11 protein-coding genes are annotated in these 22,422 nt (G+C 43.1%); 10 read left to right on the plus strand and 1 reads right to left on the minus strand.

The window, feature by feature from the left end:
* Positions 1-131: 131 nt before the first annotated feature.
* From R2Q78_RS13355 to R2Q78_RS13400, 10 genes are all read left to right on the plus strand, one after another.
* Entirely contained in the window at positions 132-3,152 is a 3,021-nt protein-coding gene (locus tag R2Q78_RS13355; protein WP_316792669.1) for a SusC/RagA family TonB-linked outer membrane protein, read from the plus strand.
* Positions 3,153-3,161: 9 nt separating this feature from the next.
* The gene (locus R2Q78_RS13360) at positions 3,162-4,796 is read left to right on the plus strand and encodes a RagB/SusD family nutrient uptake outer membrane protein (RefSeq protein WP_316792671.1); all 1,635 of its coding nucleotides are present in this window, start codon (positions 3,162-3,164) and stop codon (positions 4,794-4,796) included.
* A gap of 30 nt (positions 4,797-4,826) precedes the next feature.
* Positions 4,827-7,841 carry a TonB-dependent receptor gene (locus R2Q78_RS13365; protein ID WP_316792673.1) on the plus strand — a complete coding sequence of 1,005 codons (3,015 nt, stop codon included), beginning with the start codon at positions 4,827-4,829 and terminating at the stop codon, positions 7,839-7,841.
* Between the two features lie 11 nt (positions 7,842-7,852).
* A complete protein-coding gene (locus tag R2Q78_RS13370) occupies positions 7,853-9,577 on the plus strand; it encodes a RagB/SusD family nutrient uptake outer membrane protein (RefSeq protein ID WP_316792675.1) in 1,725 nt (574 codons plus the stop codon).
* A 91-nt stretch (positions 9,578-9,668) separates the two neighbouring features.
* Entirely contained in the window at positions 9,669-11,225 is a 1,557-nt protein-coding gene (locus R2Q78_RS13375) for a discoidin domain-containing protein (RefSeq protein WP_316792677.1), read from the plus strand.
* Positions 11,226-11,403: 178 nt separating this feature from the next.
* On the plus strand, positions 11,404-13,764 hold the full coding sequence (locus R2Q78_RS13380; RefSeq protein ID WP_316792679.1) for a glycosyl hydrolase family 95 catalytic domain-containing protein: 2,361 nt from the start codon (positions 11,404-11,406) through the stop codon (positions 13,762-13,764).
* A gap of 34 nt (positions 13,765-13,798) precedes the next feature.
* Entirely contained in the window at positions 13,799-15,166 is a 1,368-nt protein-coding gene (locus R2Q78_RS13385) for a DUF1080 domain-containing protein (protein ID WP_316792681.1), read from the plus strand.
* Positions 15,167-15,206: 40 nt separating this feature from the next.
* Entirely contained in the window at positions 15,207-16,631 is a 1,425-nt protein-coding gene (locus R2Q78_RS13390) for a Gfo/Idh/MocA family oxidoreductase (RefSeq protein ID WP_316792683.1), read from the plus strand.
* Positions 16,632-16,706: 75 nt separating this feature from the next.
* Complete coding sequence (locus R2Q78_RS13395; RefSeq protein ID WP_316792685.1) at positions 16,707-19,034, plus strand: GH92 family glycosyl hydrolase; 2,328 nt, start codon at positions 16,707-16,709, stop codon at positions 19,032-19,034.
* An 88-nt stretch (positions 19,035-19,122) separates the two neighbouring features.
* Positions 19,123-21,879, plus strand: a complete 2,757-nt coding sequence (locus tag R2Q78_RS13400; RefSeq protein ID WP_316792687.1) for a glycoside hydrolase family 2 TIM barrel-domain containing protein — start codon at positions 19,123-19,125, stop codon at positions 21,877-21,879.
* 14 nt (positions 21,880-21,893) lie between these two features.
* On the opposite strand, the gene R2Q78_RS13405 is transcribed toward R2Q78_RS13400, so the two are convergent.
* A partial coding sequence (locus R2Q78_RS13405) for a DUF6266 family protein (RefSeq protein ID WP_316792689.1) occupies positions 21,894-22,422 on the minus strand: 529 nt, incomplete at its 5' end.

The following is a 22,422-nucleotide window of genomic DNA, read 5'->3' on the forward strand; positions in this document are numbered from 1 at the left end:
CAAAAATGGCCTAAAACGTAAAATATTCACACAAATCAAACAGGATCGTCAACATTAAATATCAGGTGTTTTCTCAAAATTAGCTGTTGCAGCCGGCGCATTATTTCCGGTTGCCTAAACCTAACCAACAAATGTATGAACAGAAAATGCTTGACAAGTATTTACAAAATTATCAGAAGCGTATGAAGAAACATTACCTGATAATTTTCATTGTAACAGCAGGGGTGCTGGCTTACGATGCAGCAAAAGCCTCTACAATTAAAGAAGCCGGATACCATTATTATCGAAATCCAATAAAAGGGCAGGTAAAAAGCCGAAATGGGTTTCCTTTAGAAGGAGTACTGGTGAGTATTAAGGGTAAAACCGTAAATACACGTACCGATGAAAAAGGCTATTATAGTCTGGAAGCTGATGTAAACGACGTGCTTACTTATGAATTAGAAGGATATGATAAGCAGGAGTATAGTGTTAAGGAGAAAAACATTGATGTATTTCTTCAGGAAAACAGTACTGAAAAATGGACGAATGGTCTGTTTGGAAAACACAAGGCGTCAACCTTTTCCGGCTCGGCGGCTGCAATAAAATCGGATGATTTAATAGGTGCTCCGATTACCAACGTAAGCAATACCTTAAGCGGAAGATTAAACGGACTGATCACGACACAATCTATTGCGAACGGCGATGATCACTCTTCTTTTAGTTTAAGAGGAAGAACGCCAATAGTTGTTGTGGATGGGGCAGTCAGGGATATCGATGGATTAAGCCTTAACGAAATAGAAAGTATTACTGTACTTAAAGATCCCGTGTCGCTTGCGGCGATGGGTATGCGAAGTTCCGATGGCGCAATTTTAGTACAAACAAAGCGTGGCTTTAATGGTAAGCAAATTATCAGCTTTTCTGCTCAGGGTGCCATGCAGGAATCGATAAATCTGCCAAAATACCTGGATGCCTATAACTACGCAACACTTGTCAATGAAGCGTCCGCTAATGACGGTCGTCCTCTGGTTTACAGTCCTTCGGATCTGGAAGGCTATAAGAATGCTTCTGACCCTTACAGATATCCAAATGTAAACTGGTACGATGCTACACTTAAGCCGCATTATAGTTTTAACCGTTTTAACCTGAATGTTTCAGGAGGAGGTAGTACTGCAAGGTATTTTGTCGCATTGGAGAACCAGAACCAGGGTGGTATTTTTAAAGATGGAACTAATGATTTCAATACGAATAACACTGTAAACCAATATAATTTCAGGTCTAATGTTGAGGTCGATATTGACAAAAATTTAAGCATTGCACTAAGGTTAGCAGGAAAATATGAACAAGCAAACAGTCCTGGTGCAGGGATAGGTGCGATATTAGATCAGATCAGACAAACACCGGCAAACGCATATCCGATTTTCAATAGGGATGGCTCTCTCTCCGGAAACTCATTAAATACTAAGAATATTAATGGCCAGTTGTATAAAACTGGTTATACCAGGGATTTCCGCCGGACATTGTTTATAGATGCAGATCTTAACCGAAAACTTAATTTTATTACCAGCGGACTCTCATTAACAGGTTCTATACATTACACCTCATACTACAGCAACGTCATTTTACGCAACAGGTCTAATTTTGCTGTATTTCAACCGGTTATAGATCCTGTTTCCCAGGCGGAGAGTTATTTGCAGTTAGGCACAAACGACAATTATGCCAATGGAAATTCTTATGGAAACAGTTTTTCCAGACGCTTGAACTATGATGCCGGACTGAAGTATAGCCGCAGTTTTTCAAAACACAGTATTGATGCTTCATTGCGTTATACCCGGGACCAGTATGATATAGGTACATCACTTACCCATGCTTACCAGGGACTTCTTGCAATGGCATCATACGATTACGATGAACGGATATTTGCAGATTTTACAGTCAGCTACCAGGGTACTGAACAATATCTGAAAGATAAAAGATATGGAACTTTCCCGGCTGTCTCTGTAGGTTACAACCTTGCTAAAGAAAAGTTTCTGGAAAATGGCATTTTCGATCAGTTAAAGTTAAAAGCATCAGCCGGTCTCCTTGGTTTCGACAGGGCATCTAATTTTGCTTATCAGCCTTATTATAGCTCAGCGGGCAATGCTTATTATTTTGGAACTGCAACCGGAATGACGGGATGGAATGAAACGGCTTTAGGTAACCCGGAAATAAGCTGGGAAAAAACGAGAGTTTTTAGCGCGGGGATTGACGCAAGGGTATTGAAAAATAGTTTAGGGCTGACGATTGAATATTTCAGGCAACACCAATATGATGTGCTGCAGCAAAAAGGCCAGTCAAATCCTTTGCTTGGGATCACTTATCCAGTGGAGAATCTAGGTGTTTACAACTATAGCGGTATAGAATTAGGCTTAGATTACCAAAAAAAAATAGGGCAAGTTGAGCTAAGCCTGAATGGAAACGTGCAGGTAGCTAAAAGCAAGGTAGTATTTACTGATGAGCTGACCAGAAAATATGCCTTTCAGCAGCGTACGGGCGAGCAAATTGGACAGACTTTTGGACTTGTGGCATCAGGGCTTTTTAAAAATCAAGCGGAAATTGACAATAGTCCAAAACAATTTTTCACTTTGCTGCAGCCCGGCGACATCAAGTATGTTGACCAGAATGCAGATGGTGTGATTAATGAAGATGATGTTACCGCTATCGGGAAAAAAGGAATGCCACTTTATTACGCCGGTTCCATTGGATTGAAATATAAGAATTTTGATTTTTTTGCACTGTTACACGGCGTATCTGGTAAAGATTTCAATTTTACGGGAAACAATGCCTGGGAATTTCAGAATAGTTCAAACCTACAACAACATCATTTAAACAGGTGGACACCGTCAAACCCAACTGCAGATTATCCAAGGTTAACTCTTGGAACCAACACAAATAATCACAGAACTTCTACTTATTGGATTAAAAACGGCGATTACCTGAGACTTAAAAATGTGCAATTAGGTTATAACCTTCCATCTGCGGTAACGCGTAAAATTGGCCTCGGGAACCTAAGGATATTTACTTCTGCCTTTAACTTAGTTACAGTAACAAAGCTTAAAGACCTGGATCCGGAGTCACTTTTCGGCAATTACCCGCTTTATAAAAGTTATAATATTGGTCTGACAGCTAAATTCTAAAGAAATAATATGAAATTATATAGCATAATTACAGCAGGACTACTGGTACTGCTGATCTCATCTTGTGAAAAAGATGTATTTACGCAGCTTCCTGTAGAGCGTACAGATCTTAGTGATATTTTTAATCCAAAGGATAAAGAAGGGGTGCTGATTGACGAGTATTTAACCGGAATATATGCCCAGCTTCCCAGGGGATTTAACCGCATTGACAATAATTTGCTGGATGCGGGAACAGATGATGCATTGAGCGGAGGTATTTCTGTGACTGGTGTAGATAAATTCAAAACCGGCCAATGGGGGCCATCAGACCTGCCGGAGAACCCTTGGGTTGCATCCTATAGTGCCATCAGAAGAGTTAATGTTTTATTGGAGAATATTGGAAAATCTGGTATCCCACAACTTAAAAAAGAAACCATCAGCTATCAGGCAAGGGCATTGAGGAGCATTTTTTATTTTGAACTGGTGAAAAGATGGGGAGGTGTTCCCTTGATAGGAGACAAGGTTTTTACGATAAATGACAACCTTCAGCTTCCCCGGAATCAAAGAAATGAATGTGTGGATTACATTTTATCGGAATGTGAATTTTTAAAAGATAAATTGTCACCTACTCTTGCTGCAAATGAATTGGGCCGCGTTTCCAGAGGGGCAATTATGGCACTAAAATCTCGGTTGCTCTTATATGAAGCCAGTCCTTTATACAATCCGTCTAACACTATAGCAAAATGGGAAGCAGCTGCAAAAGCAGCCGATGACCTGATTAAACTGAACAGCTATTCGCTGGAAGCCAACTTTGGAACAATGTTTACTACAAGAAGTAACAAGGAATTCATATTAGCTTACCAACAAGCCGATAACACAAGTATTGAAAGCTTAAATGAACCTCCGGGTTATAAAAGAGCCGGACAGGGAACTACCAATCCTACACAAAATCTTGTAGATGCTTTTCCGATGTTAAATGGTAAGGCGATTAATGAAGTTGGTTCGGGATATAGTGCGGCAGATCCGTACAAGAACCGTGATCCTCGTTTTTATCTGACTATATTCCACAATGGCTTCTCCTGGCTGGGCAGTCCCATTGAAACATTCGTCGGAGGTAAAAACAATACCCAAATTGGTATAGGAAGCGGTACAAAAACCGGTTATTACATGCGTAAATTCATGACTACGAGTGGTACAGCCGCCAGCTTTTCCAACGCTACCCATAATTTTCCAATTTTCAGATATGCCGAGTTACTGCTGAATTATGCAGAGGCACAGAATGAGGTATTGGCCAGCCCGGATGCTTCGGTGTACAAAGTAATCAATGACATCAGAAAAAGAGGAGGCAGTACCGGGGTTTTTGCTGTCGGCTCCCTGGATAAGGATCAAATGAGAGCGCTTATTCGGAACGAAAGACGAATTGAACTTGCATTTGAAGAACACAGATTCTGGGACATCCGCAGATGGAAGATGGCAGAAAATGTTCTAAACGGCACATTAAAAGGGATGAAGATTGTGAAAAATGCGGATCTGACGTTGACGTATGATCCAAATGTTGCGGTGCAGACGGTGACATTTGATCCTGCTAAAATGTACCTGTATCCGGTGCCTTATGTGGAGATACAGAAAAATAGCGCCCTTGTTCAAAATCAGGGTTGGAATTAAGTAGGGGTATTAATTTAAGTTAATATATTCATGAAGAAGATATACATTATGCTGGTTTGTACACTGAGTGTGCTGTTGGGTTTTGCCCAAACCAGAACTATAAGCGGACGGGTGTCCGATAGCAGTGGCCCGCTTCCGGGAATAAACGTTAAAGTAGAAGGTACAACCATCGGGAGTGCCACAGATAATCAAGGGTTTTATACGATCAAAAATGCACCGGCAGAAGGCCGGTTGATATTTAGTGGAATTGGTTATGTAACTGCATCTGAGAAATTACAATCCAAAAGTGTGTATAACGTACAGCTGACAGAGGACGTAGGGGGACTGAATGAGGTGGTGGTAGTAGGTTTTGGTCAGCAAAAAAAGCCTACAGTAACCGGTGCAATTGCCACGGTGAGCGGAAAAGAATTGAGACAAAGCCCGGTGGCTAACCTTACCAATGCATTAGCGGGTAGATTGTCCGGTTTATTTGCGCAGCAGAATGGCGGTCAGCCCGGTAAAGACCAGGCTAATATACAAATCAGAGGTATCAGCACTTATCGCTCTGGCACTGCACCGCTTTATATTGTTGACGGTGTACAACAAGATGACATCGGACAAATTGATATGAATGAGGTGGAGAGTATTTCTATTTTAAAGGATGCATCAGCTACCGCGGTGTATGGCGTAAGAGGTGCAAATGGGGTAATTATACTTACTACGCGCAGAGGTAAAACAGGGGAGGCTAAAGTAAGTGTGAGCTTGCAAACAGGAGCAAATGTCACACACCGTCTCCCTAAATTTCTGGATTCGTACAATTCACTTTTACTGCTTAAGGAAAGTTATGTGAATGACGGACAGGCCAGTTCTTTCCCTTACTCAGATGCCGAAATGGAACATTTCAGAACCGGAGATATGCCCGACGTTTATCCAAATGTTGACTGGTCAAAGGAGGTCATGCGAAAAAGCTCCTTACAAAGTCAATTTAATACCAATGTACAAGGTGGTACCGAGCGGGTGAAGTACTTTGTTTCGGCAGGCTATTTAAACCAGAACGGCATTTTCAAAAATTTCAGCCAGAGTGAGACGGATAACACCTATTATTTTAAGAGATACAACTTCCGCTCAAACCTGGATATTAACGTCAATAAAAATTTAGATCTGAGTCTTAATCTGGCTACCCGTCTGGAAAATATCAATCAGCCGCACCCAGCTGAAGCAGGCCGGTCTGTATTCAACCAGTTGATGCGTGTAGGTTTTGCTCCATATAATTTTCCGATCTATAATCCGGACGGTTCATTTGGCGCTCCTAAAGAGAGTAACCAGCATGCAAACCTGTTGGCACAGTTGACGTTAGCAGGTTACGATAGAAGTTATAAGACAGATATTACCTCTACCTTAAATGCTACCCATAAGTTAGATTTTGTGCTTGAGGGACTGTCGGCAAAAGCACAAATGGCATTTTCTAACGGGCAATTTTCATCCAAGAGTTTATACAGGGACGGATATCCTACTTATCGCTATAATCCAATAAATAGCACCTACACTTTATTTAACAGTAATTATCCTGTTTTAAGACCATATTTAACTTCAACAGGTAATCTGGCTCCTAAAACAGTCACTGATCTGCAGACATCGTTGAATTACAACAGGGTTTTTGGAAAACATAATATCAGCGCACTGGCATTGTATAATCAGAATTCAACTAAAGAAGGTGCTAACCGTGATATTAACTATTTAGGATATGTGGGCCGTGTAACGTATAACTACAATCAGCGCTACATGCTGGAGTTTAATGCAGGATATAATGGATCAAACCAGTTCAATGATGAAAATCATTTTGGGTTTTTCCCTGCAATTTCAGCAGGCTGGGTCATCAGTGAGGAATCTTTCATTAAAAAGAACCTAAGCTTTATCAATTTTCTAAAACTACGCGGTTCTTACGGTATGGTGGGTAATGACAGGATAGGTATTGATTTAGCAACCTACGCCTATTTAAGTACATATGTGAGTACCGGCTCTTATGGTTTTGGCGATAGCCATACCAACTATACCGGATTGGCAGAGGGAAAGATTGGTAACCCGGACATTGCCTGGGAAAAAGAGCGTAAGGCAAATATTGGTATTGATGCTGACTTTTTACAGTCAAAACTGAAGGTTACTTTTGATTACTTTGATAACCAGCGTTTCGATATCATCACTACCCGCGCTACTGTTGGTCAGGTTGTAGGTGTCACTTTACCGGAAATTAATATGGGTAAAGTAAGTAACAAAGGATTTGAACTTGAAATAGGCCACAACAACAAAGTAGGGGAAGTAGAGTATTTCATGAAGGGGAATATATCGGTTGCCAAAAACAAGATATTGGAACGTGATGAAGAAAAGAAGAAATATCCATGGCTGCAAAGTACCGGGCTATCGGTAGGACAGTCTTTTGGGTATAAGGTAATCGGTTTTTATAATGATGCAGATGACCTGGCAAATAGCCCTAAAAATGTCACGCTTAATCCTCAGGTAGGAGATTTAAAATTTGCTGATTTGAATAACGACGGCATTATTAATGACGATGACAAAGGACCTATCGGATACCCAAATGTTCCCAATACCACGCTGGGTTTGTCAGGCGGACTTAGCTATAAAGGTTTTGATTTTAGCTTCCTGTTGCAAAGTGCATTAAATGGAAGTGTACGCTTATCAGATGAGCTGATTTACGACAACGCTGCCAACCGTTTCCAGGAAACACATTTAGGTAGATGGACTCCAGAAACAGCTGCCACGGCTACCTATCCTAAGCTACATTTGGCCAGTGCCAACAACAGATCTGTTTCTTCATTCTGGCTGCGTTCAAATGATTATCTGAGGTTGAAAAATGCGGAAATAGGTTACAGATTTACACCAAAAGCTATTCAACGTATTGGGATAGAAAGTCTGCGTGTATATGCTAATGGAGCGAATTTGCTTACCTGGGATTATTTAAAGTTAGTTGATCCCGAATCGCCGTCAGGCCGTGGTGAAAACTATCCACAGCAAAGGATCTTCAGTTTTGGTCTAAATCTTAATTTTTAATTTAAATAGTGATGAAAATATCAAGATATTTAATTGTTTCTGCTTTTTTAGCTGTGATTTCGACAGGCTGTAAAAAAGAAGGCGTGCTCAAAAATGATACTCAGACAGATATATTTGATGCCGACGTTTGGACTGATAGTGTAAAAACAACTCAGGTTTTGACAAGCGTTTATGCTGATCTTGGTCCTGAGAGTATGTTGACACGTATCAATACTTCCAATTCCCTGTCTGAATTTACGGATGAATCGGATGAGCGCTGGACGGCGACAAATGTTAGCCCGGCATCAGCATTTCAGAAAGGAAATTATAGTGCCAGTTCATTGCCTGATCCGTTTAATAACATTTGGTCCAATAGCTATAAATCGATTCGTAAAGCATGTTTGTTCCTTTCAAAAGTTGAAGAATCCCCTTTATCTCCGGCAATGAAAAAGCGTATGAAGGCGGAAGCTCTTTTTCTGCGTGCCTGGTATTATCATATATTGATGAAGCATTATGCCGGTGTGCCATTAATCGATAAAGTATTATCGATAACTGAGGACGTTGATTTACCGCGTAATACATTTGAAGAATGTGTGAATTTTGTAGTTAAAGACCTGGATGCTGCGGCTCCTGATCTTCCTGTTGATTATATCGCCAGTGGGCTTGGACAAGACTATGGCAGGGCAACTAAAGGTGCCTGTTTAGCGCTGAAAGCTCGTGTATTGTTACATGCTGCCAGTCCGTTGTTTAATGGAGGTGCGGCTGAACCCAACCCTGTGTTTGGATACCCTGCTTATGATCAGAACCGGTGGGTAAAAGCAGCTGAAGCAGCAAAAGCTGTAATGGATATGGGAGTTTATTCCTTGGTACAAGGAACAAACGGAGATAACAGCACAGCCCAGGGTTATTACAATTTATTTTTAACGCGCATCAATACAGAAATGATCCTGCCGCGTCTTTCTGCCAGCAACCGTACACTCGAAAATTCACATTTGCCAACAAGTCGTGGAGGTGCCAATCACAACAATCCTAACGGCGATTATGTGAATACATTTCCAATGAAAAATGGCAAGCCAATTACCGATCCTTCTTCCGGATATAACCCTCAAAATCCTTACGTAAACCGTGATCCGCGTTTTTATCGCAGCGTTTTATACAATGGAGCAATATGGGCAAGCAGTTCAGGAGACCAACCTGTTTACACTTATCTTAATGCTCCGCAAGACGGATTAAGTATGCCGTTTGTCGGTGGTACACAAAGCGGTTATTTCAATCGTAAAATGATGAGTGAAGGTGTTACCGGGACAACTGGTGGAGCACAGCATTTCTTCCCGTTTTTACGGTATGCTGAGGTACTGCTGAATTATGCAGAAGCGCTGAACGAATCAGGGAAGACCGCGGAAGCTTATGCACCTATGGCCTTAATTCGTCAAAGAGCAGGATTGGTTCCATTTGAATTGCCCTCAGGTTTAACACAAGAGCAGATGCGAAAATTTATACGCGACGAACGCCGTATTGAATTGTCCTATGAGGACCATCGTTTCTGGGATATCAGGCGCTGGAAAATTGGCGCCAGTACCTATGGCAAACCACTCCGAGGCATGAAGATCGTAAAAACAGGAGCTACTACTTATACCTACGAAGAATTTGATTTTACCAAACCTTCGGTATTTATTGAGCCAAAAATGAATCTGTTGCCTATTCCTCAACAGCAAATTAATATTTCTACCAAGCTGATTCAAAATCCTGAATGGTAACGAAAAGCATCCCGCTTTAACAATTTGCGGCCACGTGGTCGCAAATTGTTACCCAAATAATCCTATTGTTATACTAAACCAAAAAACCAAAATGAAAAAAATGTTATTGATCTTTTGCATCCCGCTAATGCTGGTTGCATGTAAGAAGAAAGATGTAGACACCGTGCCATTTGAAGAGGTGATTCCGGAGGATACTGTTACCTTTTCAAGTGACCATACCTATAATTTGAATGTCATCTACTTTGTTCCTACAAATAATCCGGCCAAACCGGAATACGAACGCCGCTTAAGTGAGATCATGCTGTCGGCACAAACTTACTATGGTAATCAAATGCAGGCCAATGGCTACGGATTTAAAACTTTTGGGTTATTGACCAGAAAAAATAAAACCAGAATTAAAATTATAACTATACCGGCAAAATATACTTACGACCAATACACCACTGCCAATTTAAGTGGCATCTTAGCAGAAGTGGAAGCCTATTACGCGGCTCATCCCGGCGAAAAATCAGGTGAGCACAATCTGATCATCAGTCCTTCGATACCAAGCGGTGTTGGTAATCCCTATGTAGGGCTTGGAAGAAATTGTTTTTGGCCAGACAGGGGAGAAGAAGTTACCAGTACTACCGGAATTGGCGGATTAATGCATGAGCTGGGACATGGTTTAAATTTGGACCACAACAGACAGCGGGAGTCAAGGAAAAATGACCCGAACTACGGTACTTCCCTGATGGGGAGCGGTAACGGAACTTACGGAATATCACCTACCTTTTTAACTGAAGCTGATTGTGCTGTTTTAAATACCAACCAGATTTTTCAGACCAGTACTTCCATTACTTATTACGGTGCGGTAACAGCAAGAATCAAAAGGATGTATGCTTCGTACTCAGCTGTTAAGGGAGCCATTATAGCCTCGGGTAGATTTATCAGCAGCGTTCCGGTGACCAATGTTACTTATTTCGTGGATCCTAATCATAACAATGAAGGAGTTGGTGTGAACAAAGACTATAATGCCGTAACCTGGGCGACGAATATAATAGGTGCCGATAGTTTTTATGTGGAATTGCCGATGACTGAAATGAACAATACCTATAAAGCCAATAATCCGGCAGAACTAAAAGTAAAACTTGTCCATGAAAACGGGAAAGTTACAAATACTACCTATAATTTTAACTTTTTGAATAATATTCCCGTGATTAGCGTTAGTCCGGATCCTTTTGAAAAGAGTGATTGGAGCGTGATTGATTTTAGTTCCCAGGAAACCGTAATAGAGAATAAACCTGCGAGTTACATGATAGATGAAGATAACAATAGCTTTTGGTTTGCCAAGCATTCATCTCCGGCAGCTATATTGCCACACCATGTTACCATTGACCTGTCCCGCAGTCTTACTGCAGATGGTTTTAAGATTCTGTTGCGTTCCGGTGCATACCGTGCTGTAAAAGATGTGGAGATCCTGACCAGTTCAGATAACCTTACCTGGACTTCTGCAGGTAACTTTGTGGTGCCTAAGGTTTCGACTGAATCTAAAATTCCTTTTGGTTCATCGAAGACATTCAGGTATTTTAAAATTATAGTGAAATCAAATTACGATACAGCCGAACCTAATAAATCATGTATTGCCGAATTAGGCTTGTATAAAAACTAAGCCATTTTATTGACCATGAGCACTGCTCATGGTCAAATAACTACACAAACATACGGGGGGTGTGAATACTTGAAACACACTGGTCATACGATAACGATTTCGTAGTTTTAATTGGGGATATCCTCATTAAAGTACTTAGAACTAGTTAGATTAGTCTCTTATAAAGAATTACGAGTTGATGAAAAGACTATTATATTTTATTTTTCTTACTATACTTTTAGTCGTGGACTTTAAGGGTTTCGCTCAGCAGAACAGGTTGTGGTTTAAACAGCCTGCAGCCAATTGGTATGAAGCTTTGCCGATAGGGAATGGTAGACTGGGTGCAATGGTTTTTGGGAATCCCGGACATGAAGTTTTGCAACTGAACGAAGAAAGTGTTTGGGCGGGTTCCAAAGTAAATGCCAACAACCCGAAAGCCCTCGAGTACCTGCCGGTTATCCAAAAGGCTATTTTCGAAAATAGATTTAAAACAGCAGACAGTCTGTCCCGGCTATATATGGTGGGAACTCCAGCACGAATCCGTTCTTATCAGCCTCTGGGGAATCTGGAGCTGGATTTTCAATGGGCGGGCAAACCGGAAAATTACAGCCGTTCCCTGGACATCCAAACCGGGATCACAACAGCAGAATACACCATCAATGGAAATCCTGTTCGCCAGCAAGTATTGGTTTCAGCCCCTGATAACTGCATTTTCTATCGTATTGAGGGCAGTAAAAAAGCATTAATTAACACCTCCATTTCCCTAATCCGCCAGAAAGATGTGAAAGTGACCGCTTTCCCTGATGGCCATATCGAAATGGAAGGGCAGATCATGGATGAGATCAATGATAAAGGAGGGACGAGGGGCCCGGCCGGAGCGCATATGAAATTTGCGGCGGAGGCCAGGGTGAAACTTCAAAGGGGAACTTTTGAGGTAAAAGGTAATAACCTGTTGATCCATGATGCCGAATCGGTAGAAATCGTACTGACCGGGGCGACAAATTACTCCCTTGCTAAACTGGATTTCGATGGTTCAATCAGTCCGATTGCATCCTGCAAGGCAATTCTCAATAAAGTAAAAAACACTAAAAGTCCGGATATCATAAAAAGACATGTGACCGAACACAAAGCGATGTTTGATCGTGTAAGCCTGAATTTCGGGGCAGATTCATTGGCGAAATATCCGACGGACGTCCGTTTAAACCGTGTGAAGGAAGGAAAGATTGACAATGGACTAATCGCCCTGTATTTTCAGTTTGGACGTTACCTGTTGATGGGTTCATCACGTAAACCCGCTGTATTGCCTGCTAATTTGCAGGGAATCTGGAACAAAGACCTGGAAGCCCCATGGAGTTCAGATTTTCACACCAATATCAATTTGCAAATGAATTACTGGCCGGCAGAAATTTGTAATCTTCCGGAGACGGCAGAGGTACTGGCAAATTTCATGCAACAAGTTGCCATTCCCGGAGCTGCAACAGCAAAAGAAACTTATGGTACCAAGGGCTGGACGATGCACCACCTTACCGATGTTTTCGGACGGACCAGTATTTGTGACGGCACCTGGGGGATGACACCTACGAATGGCGCCTGGATTACCTTTCCGGTTTATGAACATTACCTGTTTACCGGCGACAAGGCCTACTTGCGCGACATTGCCTACCCGCTGTTGAAAGGTACCTGTGAATTCTTATTGGGTTTTCTCGTTACATCACCGGAAGGATATCTCGTGACAAATCCATCCACTTCCCCTGAAAATAAATTCAGATTACCGAACAGTAAAGAAACTTCCACGCTTACCTACGCAGCCACCATAGACATTCAGACGGTCAATGCAGCTTTTGATTACTGTGCCGAGGCTGCAGCTGTTTTAGGTACCGATGCCGACTTCATCGCAAAGATCCGTGCCGCACAAAAGAAACTTCCACCTGTAAAAATCTCTTCTACCGGTGGTATTCAGGAATGGATTAAAGATTATGAAGAGACCGAAATCGGTCACCGCCACATGTCCCATCTTTTGGGCTTATATCCTTTAAGTCAGATCAATCCGGAAACCCCTGAATTTTTTGAGGCCGCAAAAAAGACAATTACCCGCCGTTTGTCGCAAAAAGGCGGAGGGACCGGCTGGAGCCGCGCATGGATCATTAATTTCTATGCCCGCTTGCTGGACGGCGATAAGGCCTATGAAAGCATCAATTTATTATTGAGTAAGTCCACCCTGAACAATTTGTTTGACACTCATCCCCCTTTTCAGATAGACGGCAATTTTGGCGGAACAGCCGGTATTGCGGAAATGCTTTTGCAAAGTACGAATGGCACCATACGTCTATTGCCAGCCTTGCCTAAAGCCATACCCGATGGCCAAGTGAAAGGACTTATTGCGCGAGGCGGTTTTGAAGTGGCGATGAACTGGGAAAACGGAGAACTGACAGGTGCGACAATTTTATCCAAGCTGGACAATCCTTTGAAGATTAGTTATAAAGGTAAAACGGTTGATTTCAAGACCAAAAAGGGAGTCAAATACAATTTGTCAAAAGATTTGACCCTTGTTAAAAAGTAAATAAACAACTAAACAATAAACACAACAACACAAAATGAAACAAATTTTAACCATTTTCTTCTTACTCATCGCATTTAACTCCGGTGCCCAGTCGAACGACTGGCAGTCGCTGTTTGACGGCAAAACACTCAGTGGCTGGAAACAGATGACAGGTTCCGCTACTTACGCTGCGGAGAATGGTATGATCGTAGGTACAACAGCTTTAAAATCACCCAATTCATTTCTTGTCAGTGATCAGCGTTTCAGCGGCGATTTTGTATTGGAACTGGAAGCAATGATGACCGATACCAATACCAATTCAGGTGTGCAATTCAAAAGTAATTTTGATGCGGCGGCGAATAAAGGGCAGGGAAGAATATATGGCTACCAGTATGATTTTGATCCGACTGCCCGTAAATGGGCGGGAGGTATTTATGATGAAGGCAGAAGAGAGTGGCTGTATCCTGTATCAAACAATCCAAAAGGACAAATATTTTTTGCACCCAATGTTTTTCATAAGATCCGTATAGAATGTATCGGTAATACCGTGAAAACCTGGCTGGATGGTGCGCCTGTTTCTTACCTGGTAGATTCCCTGAAAACAAATCAGGGTGTTCTTGGGCTACAGGTGCATGCGATCGGCAAGCCAGAGTATGCAGGTATTAAAATCTTCTGGAAGAACATCCGTATCCAGACCAAAAACATCAAACCGCTTGCTTTTCCAAAAGGCATTTATGTGGCTAACCTGATGACCAATAGCCTTACCAGTTATGAGCAGCAAAGCGGCTGGAAATTGTTATTTGATGGCAAGAGTACAAATGGCTGGGTTGGTGCCTACAAATCCTCTTTTCCGAATAAAGGCTGGGAAGTAAAAAATGGACTGTTGAGGGCATTGCCTTCAAATGGTGATGAATCTGCAAATGGAGGAGATATTGTAACCAAACAACAGTACGCAGCATTTGACCTGTCGTTCGATTTTAAACTGACAAAAGGCGCAAACAGTGGCGTGAAATATTTTGTGACGTTGAAAGAAAACAATAGCGGTTCGGCAATCGGACTGGAATACCAGTTGCTGGATGACAACCTGCACCCCGATGCGAAATTGGGTAAAGACGGCAATCGTACGCTTAGTTCATTATACGATCTGATCAAAGCACAAAAAATATCACGTTTCTTCCGTCAGCCGGGTAACTGGAACACAGCCAGGATTGTGGTTTATCCCAACAACCATGTGGAGCATTACCTGAACGGGGTGAAAGTTTTGGAATACGAGCGTGGCTCAAAAGCTTTCCGTGACCTGGTTGCACTGAGCAAGTATAACGTATGGCCTGGATTTGGCGAAGCACCAAAAGGACATATTTTGATACAGGACCACGGTAATGAAGTAAGTTACCGAAGTGTTAAAATCAGGGAGTTGAAATAACAATAGCTAACCAAATTTAAGAACCATAATAAACCTTTATATGACTGATCATAACTCTTCAAGAAGAAAATTTTTAACCCAAGCTCTACTAGCCTCTGCCGCAGTAGCAGCAACGCCCAGCTTTTTATATGGGCAAAGCCAGTCCCGTTTTGGAGCAGGTGAAAAAGTAAACCTTGCCTGCATCGGAATTGGCAACCGCGGTGGTGAAATCATCCGTGAACTTTACAAAACAGGACTGGCCAATATTGTGGCTTTGTGTGATGTAGATATGGAAGCGCCACATACCCTGGCGATTCTGAAAATGTTCCCGAATGTACCGAGGTTCAAAGATTTCAGACAAATGTTTGATAAAATGGGCAACCAGATTGAAGCGGTTTCCATTGGTACACCCGACTTCTCCCATTTTCCTATTACCATGATGGCCATAGGTTTGGGTAAACATGTATATGTGGAAAAACCAATGGCGCGTACATTCCAGGAAGTGGAACTGATGATGAAGGCCGCAAAGAAACACAGGAAAGTGGTGACCCAAATGGGCAACCAGGGACATTCCGAAGCCAATTATTTCCAGTATAAATCATGGGTAGATGCAGGCATCATTAAGGATGTGACATCTATTACTGCGCATATGAACTCGCCAAGACGCTGGCATGGCTGGGATACCAAAATTACTTCCTTCCCGGCAGCGGAACCGACTCCGGCTACCCTGGACTGGAATATCTGGCAGATGCAGACTCAGGGTCACCAATACAACAAGGATTTTGTGAACGGTCAGTGGCGCTGCTGGTTCGACTTTGGTATGGGCGCTTTAGGCGATTGGGGTGCGCATATATTGGATACCTCTCACCAGTTTCTGGACCTTGGACTTCCTTACGAAGTAGATCCGGTAAGACTCGACGGACGCAATAACTTTTTCTATCCGATGTCGTCCACACTTTCATTCAAATTCCCGAAACGTGGCAGCATGCCGCCTGTTGAAGTGAAGTGGTATGATGGAATTGACAATCTTCCACCAATACCTGCCGGATATGGTGTACAGGGATTAGATCCAAACATTCCTCCGCCGAGCAATGGCCCTATTAAGCCAGCAAGTCTGAACCCAGGTAAGATCATTTACGGCAAAGACCTGACTTTCAAGGGAGGTTCACATGGCAGTACGCTATCTATTATTCCTGAAGAAAAAGCAAAAGAGATGGCTTCACGCTTGCCGGTTGTTCCCGAAAGTCCGTCGAACCACTTCGCGAATTTCCTGAAAGCCTGCAAAGGCGAAGAGAAAACACGTTCATCTTTCGAGATCGGAGGACCATTAAGCCTGGTATTCTGCCTGGGTGTACTCGCGCAGTGGACAGGAGAAAAAATTGTCTTCGACAGAAAGAAAAAGATCATTACCAGCAGTAAAAATGCGAATGAGCTGTTGATCGGCCCGCCACCGCGCCAGGGCTGGGAACAGTATTACAAAGTATAATTAGATTGAATTTTTCCGATTAACTGCCCCAAAATTTAGCAATTTCTTTGGGGCAGTTAATTTATTATAAGCATTATGCTAAAAAGAAGTTTTGTCCTGCTGATTGTCCTATCTGCGATATTCTGTCAATCAATGGCCCAATCGGCCGGTAAAAAACCAGCAGATTACGTCAATCCATTTATTGGTACCCAAAAGTCCCGCTGGTTCTTTTTTTCATCGGCGAGCCGGCCTTACGGCATGGTGAGCCTTAGTCCGGATACCTGGGTATCGGGGAGCTGGGGTTCGGGTTATCTATACGATTCTACTGCCGTACGTTGTTTCAGTCATATCCATTGCTGGGAAATATCTGGAGTTCCGGTGATGCCTACCACAGGTGCTGTAAAAGGACATCTGGGCTTCGAAGCCACCAAATCAAAGTTCTCTCATGATAAAGAAATTGCGAAGCCGGGCTACCATAAAGTTGTGCTGGATGACTATGGGATAACAGCAGAGCTCACTTCTACCAATCGGGTTGGTTTTCACCGTTACAGTTTCGGAAACGCTGACACCGCTAATGTTCTTTTTGATGTGGGTGCGGCTTTGGGCCAGGGGAAAATGGATTCAGCATCTATACAGATGAACAATGAAAAAGAGTTGTCCGGCTATTCGATCATGTCGCCCACCGGCCGCAGGAAAAAACCGCTGACGGTATATTTTGTGGTTCAATTTAATGCCCCTTTTTCAAAATTTGGCGGCTGGAAAAAAAGTGGGACAGGCCCAAAGCGGTTGATTGAAAACATAAAGTCCATTTCCGGGAAAGAAGCTGGGGGGTATGTTTCTTATTACAAGCCCAAAGGGCCGGTTTTAGTCAAGGTGGGTATTTCGTTTGTGAGCCAGGAACAGGCCAGGTTAAATCTGGAAACCGAGCTGCCGCACTGGGATTTTAACAAGGTGGTCAGCGCATCAACAGATGAGTGGAATGGCGAACTGGGGAAAATACAGGTAGCTGGTGGCACAGAAAAGCAACGCGTTAAATTTTATACAGATTTATGGCATACACTTTTAGGAAGGCATATTTACAGTGACGTAAATGGCAAATATGCCGATAATACACGTGCTAAAACTGCGATTAAACAAGTGCCTTTAGACCAGAAAGGGAAACCACTTTTTAATGTCCATAATTCAGATTCCTTTTGGGGTTCAGAGTGGAATTTGAACATCCTATGGTCGATCGCTTACCCAAAAGTAATGAGTGATATGGTATCAACCTTAGTGGAGTACTATAAAAACGGCGGATTGATTGCGCGCGGCCCGAGCGGCGGTAACTATACTTATGTGATGCTGGGGGATCAGGCAGTTCCACTGATCACAGCGGCCTATAACAAAGGGATCCGGACGTTTGATGTAGAGGCAGCCTATGCCGGGAGCATTAAAAATTCCATGCCCGGCGGTATCAGAGACCACGGGGGCTATGAGGTGGAGGCACATCCTTACATGGATCACTACGTGAAAATGGGTTTTGTGCCGGAAGGTATAGATGGTAAAGGATGGCAAAGAGAGGGTTGTGCATATACGCTTCATTTTTCTTATCAGGATTGGTGTATGGCGCAGTTTGCGAAGGGGAGAAACAAGGATGCCGATTATCAGCAATATTTAAAGCGTTCATTCAGCTATAGGAATGTTTTTGATACCACAAGCGGCTGGATGCGGCCGAGAGAACTGGATGGCAGCTGGATGAAAGATTTTACGCCGACAGCCAAGGGATTTAATGCAAGGGGTTTTATAGAAAGCAATTCGGCGATCTATTCCTATTACGTTCCGCATAATATGCCCGATCTCATTAAACTGATGGGAGGTAATGAAAAGTTTGCAGACAGACTGGAGCAGCAATTTGAGCTGGCCGCGCCGCTGAAATTTATTGTTCCCCATGGTTATCATGCCGAAGGATGGTTAGATTATGAAAACCAGCCTTCATTGCATAAAGCGCATTTATTTAGTTATGCGCAAAAGCCATGGCTTACACAGTACTGGGTTCGCAGGATTCAGGAAGAATGCTACAGTGATACCACGCCATATGGAGGCTATAACGGCGATGAAGACCAGGGGCAAATAGGAAGTCTCAGTGTGCTGATGGCGATGGGCTTATTTGATGTAGAAGGCGGGGCGTCTGTGAACCCGCATTACGAAATTACCAGTCCGATTTTTGACCAGATCACCATTCAGCTGGACGGGCGTTATTATAAGGGCAAGTCGTTTGTGATTAAAACGGTGAACAACAAGCCGGGGAATACATACATCCAGTCGGCCAGCTTAAACGGCCTGCCGCTGAAGGATTTCCGCTTTCCACACAGCAGTCTCGCTAAAGGAGGTGTTTTAGAAATTAAGCTGGGAGATCTACCCAATAAAGAATGGGGTTTCCGGTAACGATTGCGTAGTTTTAGTCAGGAGTTTTTTTATTAAAGTGAATGTAACTAGTTAGATTAGTATTCCATACCAAAGAGCCGCGCACATCATGAAAAAGATCATACTGCAATTGTTATTGACGTCGATTTATTTCGGCGCATTTTCACAGGAGACCGTCATTAAATACTTATCAGGAACAGATAAGGACCACACAGTATCCTGGGATTTTTATTGCACTGCAGGAAGGAAGAGTGGCATATGGACTAAAATTCCTGTGCCATCGCAATGGGAGCAACAGGGGTTTGGAGCATATAATTATGGCCATGATAAGATAAAAAACAATGAACAAGGTTTATATAAGCATGAGTTTCTTTTAGCTAACCTGACGGGTAAAAAGGTTTACATCGTTTTTGAGGGTTCGATGACAGATACCAAAGTAATGATCAATGGCAAGCAGGCAGGACCTGTACACCAGGGCAGTTTTTATTTCTTCAAATATGACATCACCGATTTGCTAAAATCGGACTCAAAAAATCTGCTGGAAGTAACGGTAGATAAGACATCTGCCAATCAATCAGTAAATAAGGCTGAGCGGAGTGGTGATTTCTGGGTTTTCGGTGGAATCTACCGTCCTGTTTATCTGGAAATTGTTCCACAGGTTTTTATAGAAAGAGTCGCTGTAAACGCGAAAGCTGACGGTTCTTTCCAGTTGGATGTATACGCACAAAACCTAAAGGATGGCGATCTGGTTGAGGCCCAGGTGCAAAAACTCAATGGCCAAAATGTAGGAAAGCCCTTTTCAGTCAAAGCAAATACAGCAGGAGATCACACTGAACTAAAGTCTGGCTTTGATAAACCGCTATTATGGAGTGCTGAATTCCCCAATTTATATCAGGTAGTGGTTGCTGTCAAAAACGAAAAGGGGATCGTTCACCGCACCAAACAAAAGTTTGGTTTTCGTACTGCAGAGTTGCGGACTAATGACGGACTGTACGTTAACGGTGCAAGGGTAATCTTGAAAGGGGTTAACCGTCATAGCTTCTGGCCGGAAACCGGTCGTACATTAAGTCATGGGGTTCACCTGATGGACGTAAGCCTGATGAAGGAAATGAATATGAATGCGGTCAGGATGTCGCACTATCCGCCCGATCGTGATTTTCTCGATGTCTGCGATTCTTTGGGTCTGTATGTGATAGATGAACTTACCGGCTGGCAGGGCAATTACGATACGGAAACGGGGCGCAAATTGGTTAAGGAGCTGGTGGTACGAGATGTGAACCACCCTTCAATCCTGTTTTGGGCCAATGGCAACGAAGGGGGCTTTAACAGGGATTTGGATAAAGACTATGTACTATATGATCCCCAAAGCCGTACCGTGATTCATCCATGGGAAAAATTTAACGGCACCGATACCAAGCATTATCCCAATTTTAAGGACATCGTTAAGGCTACCACAAGCGGACAGGAAGTTTACTTTCCGACGGAATTTATGCATGCGTTGTATGATGGTGGGGCTGCTGCTGCGCTGGATGATTTTTGGACGGAAATGCTGAAGCATCCCCATGCGGGAGGCGGATTTATCTGGGCGTTTTCAGACGAATCGGTTATCCGTACAGATAAAAATGGTGCTTATGACGGCGATGGTAATCATGCACCGGATGGGATAGTTGGTGCGCACCGTGAAAAGGAGGGAAGCTTTTATGCCATAAAAGAGATCTGGTCGCCAGTGTATATCAATCCACAGCCAATTGCTGCGGGATTTAATGGGAAAATAGCGGTCGAAAACAGGTATTCGTTTACAAACCTGAACCAATGTACGTTTAAATGGAAACTGGTTAAGCTCCCCTCGGCAAAGGATAAAACTACTGCTGCTGTGGCAAAGGCAACGGGGCTATTGAAGCCTGTCGATCTTAAACCAGGTGAAAAAGGAATCTTGAACCTGGGGTTGCCAGCATCATGGACAAAAAATGACGCATTGTATCTGACTGCTTATGGTCCGGACAAGAAAGAGATTTTTACCTGGAGTTGGGCAATTGGTCAGCCTGTGGCGATCGCAGGTAAAGTCAAGATTTCGACTGGCAAGACGGCTGTAAAAATGACGGAAACGGCTGATGTACTGAGCATCAAATGCGATGGTCTCACTTACAATTTTGATAAAAAGACAGGATACATCCAAAACGTAGTGAAGCCTAGGGGTACAATTTCTTTATCCGGAGGTCCGGTGCTGGCGGGCATTCAAACCGAGTTAAAGCAGTTTGAACATAAAATGGTTAATGGCCAATATATAGTGGAGGCCGATTACCAGGGAGCAGGTTCTTTGCTTGTAACATGGACCTTCACATCGGGACAACCTGCTAAACTGGAATACCAGTATGCGCAACAGGGAGATGCCAGTTTTGTGGGCATCACATTCGACTATCCCGAAGAAAAGATCACCGGAATGAAATGGCTTGGCCGAGGCCCATACCGGGTTTGGAAAAACAGGTTAAAAGGTCAGCAGTTCGGCGTATGGCATAAAGCCTATAACAATGCCATTACCGGTGAAAGCTGGGGGTATCCCGAATTTAAGGGCTATCATGCCGAAGTCAACTGGGTAACGATAGAAAATAAGGAAGCGCCATTTACCGTCTATTCGGCAGATAAAAATACTTATCTGCAAATGCTGCGTCCGGCCCGTGAAATGGCTGCGCTAGCCAATAACAATGTGGAGCCTGCTTTTCCGGAAGGAAGTATTGGGTTTTTAAGCGGCATCAGTCCAATCGGTACCAAATTCCAATCGGCAAAGGTGATGGGGCCACAAAGTGAGCTCAATCATGCAAATGGCGAAAAGGTGAGTGGTACGCTGTGGTTTGATTTTGGTTTATAAATATCCGGCTCTTGCTAAGCTACCCACGTACTATCACTTACACTCATTTTGTCATCGGCCATAAACGAGATGTAGGTATGCATTGGTTGATCGAGCAGGTTAGGGGGAAGTTCCAGAAAACCCCGGCCTTCTTTTCTCTGAGCTCCGCTGAATATATAAATCGCTTGCTGCTGGTTCGGGAAATAGGCGAGCAGCATGGTACGGTCGTTTTTAATACCCCATTCCATATCCGGTGCAACTTCCCAGGTAAACTCAATGCCATTGGGCAATAGTGAAACTGCCGGATTTATCGCAGGTTGTAGTGAACCTTTACTTACCAGCGCCTTGCTGTAGTCCATTTCTATATTAGGGTATTCGCCTTGCAAAGCATACAGCTTATTGTAGGAGAGTGCTTCGTTGTGCTGATGTTTGGTCGTACCCTCAACGGCGAAGAAAAAGCCTAGTTTAATGAAGGGGAGAATTGGTTTTAGAAAAGCATTTGCAACTGCCATTTTCTGACGGTTAATGAGTTCCGGAATAGTAGGAGGTTTCGCGCGCTTACCG

Origin of the sequence: Pedobacter frigoris, assembly GCF_032678645.1 — a bacterium.
Lineage (GTDB): Bacteria > Bacteroidota > Bacteroidia > Sphingobacteriales > Sphingobacteriaceae > Pedobacter > Pedobacter frigoris_A.

Bases quoted from the DNA above. Each gene is read 5' to 3' on its own strand.
- R2Q78_RS13390 (WP_316792683.1), top strand. From the start codon at position 15,207: ATGACTGATCATAACTCTTCAAGAAGAAAATTTTTAACCCAAGCTCTA.
- R2Q78_RS13365 (WP_316792673.1), top strand. From the start codon at position 4,827: ATGAAGAAGATATACATTATGCTGGTTTGTACACTGAGTGTGCTGTTG.
- R2Q78_RS13380 (WP_316792679.1), top strand. From the start codon at position 11,404: ATGAAAAGACTATTATATTTTATTTTTCTTACTATACTTTTAGTCGTG.
- R2Q78_RS13400 (WP_316792687.1), top strand. From the start codon at position 19,123: ATGAAAAAGATCATACTGCAATTGTTATTGACGTCGATTTATTTCGGC.
- R2Q78_RS13385 (WP_316792681.1), top strand. From the start codon at position 13,799: ATGAAACAAATTTTAACCATTTTCTTCTTACTCATCGCATTTAACTCC.
- R2Q78_RS13395 (WP_316792685.1), top strand. From the start codon at position 16,707: ATGCTAAAAAGAAGTTTTGTCCTGCTGATTGTCCTATCTGCGATATTC.
- R2Q78_RS13360 (WP_316792671.1), top strand. From the start codon at position 3,162: ATGAAATTATATAGCATAATTACAGCAGGACTACTGGTACTGCTGATC.
- R2Q78_RS13370 (WP_316792675.1), top strand. From the start codon at position 7,853: ATGAAAATATCAAGATATTTAATTGTTTCTGCTTTTTTAGCTGTGATT.
- R2Q78_RS13355 (WP_316792669.1), top strand. From the start codon at position 132: ATGTATGAACAGAAAATGCTTGACAAGTATTTACAAAATTATCAGAAG.
- R2Q78_RS13375 (WP_316792677.1), top strand. From the start codon at position 9,669: ATGAAAAAAATGTTATTGATCTTTTGCATCCCGCTAATGCTGGTTGCA.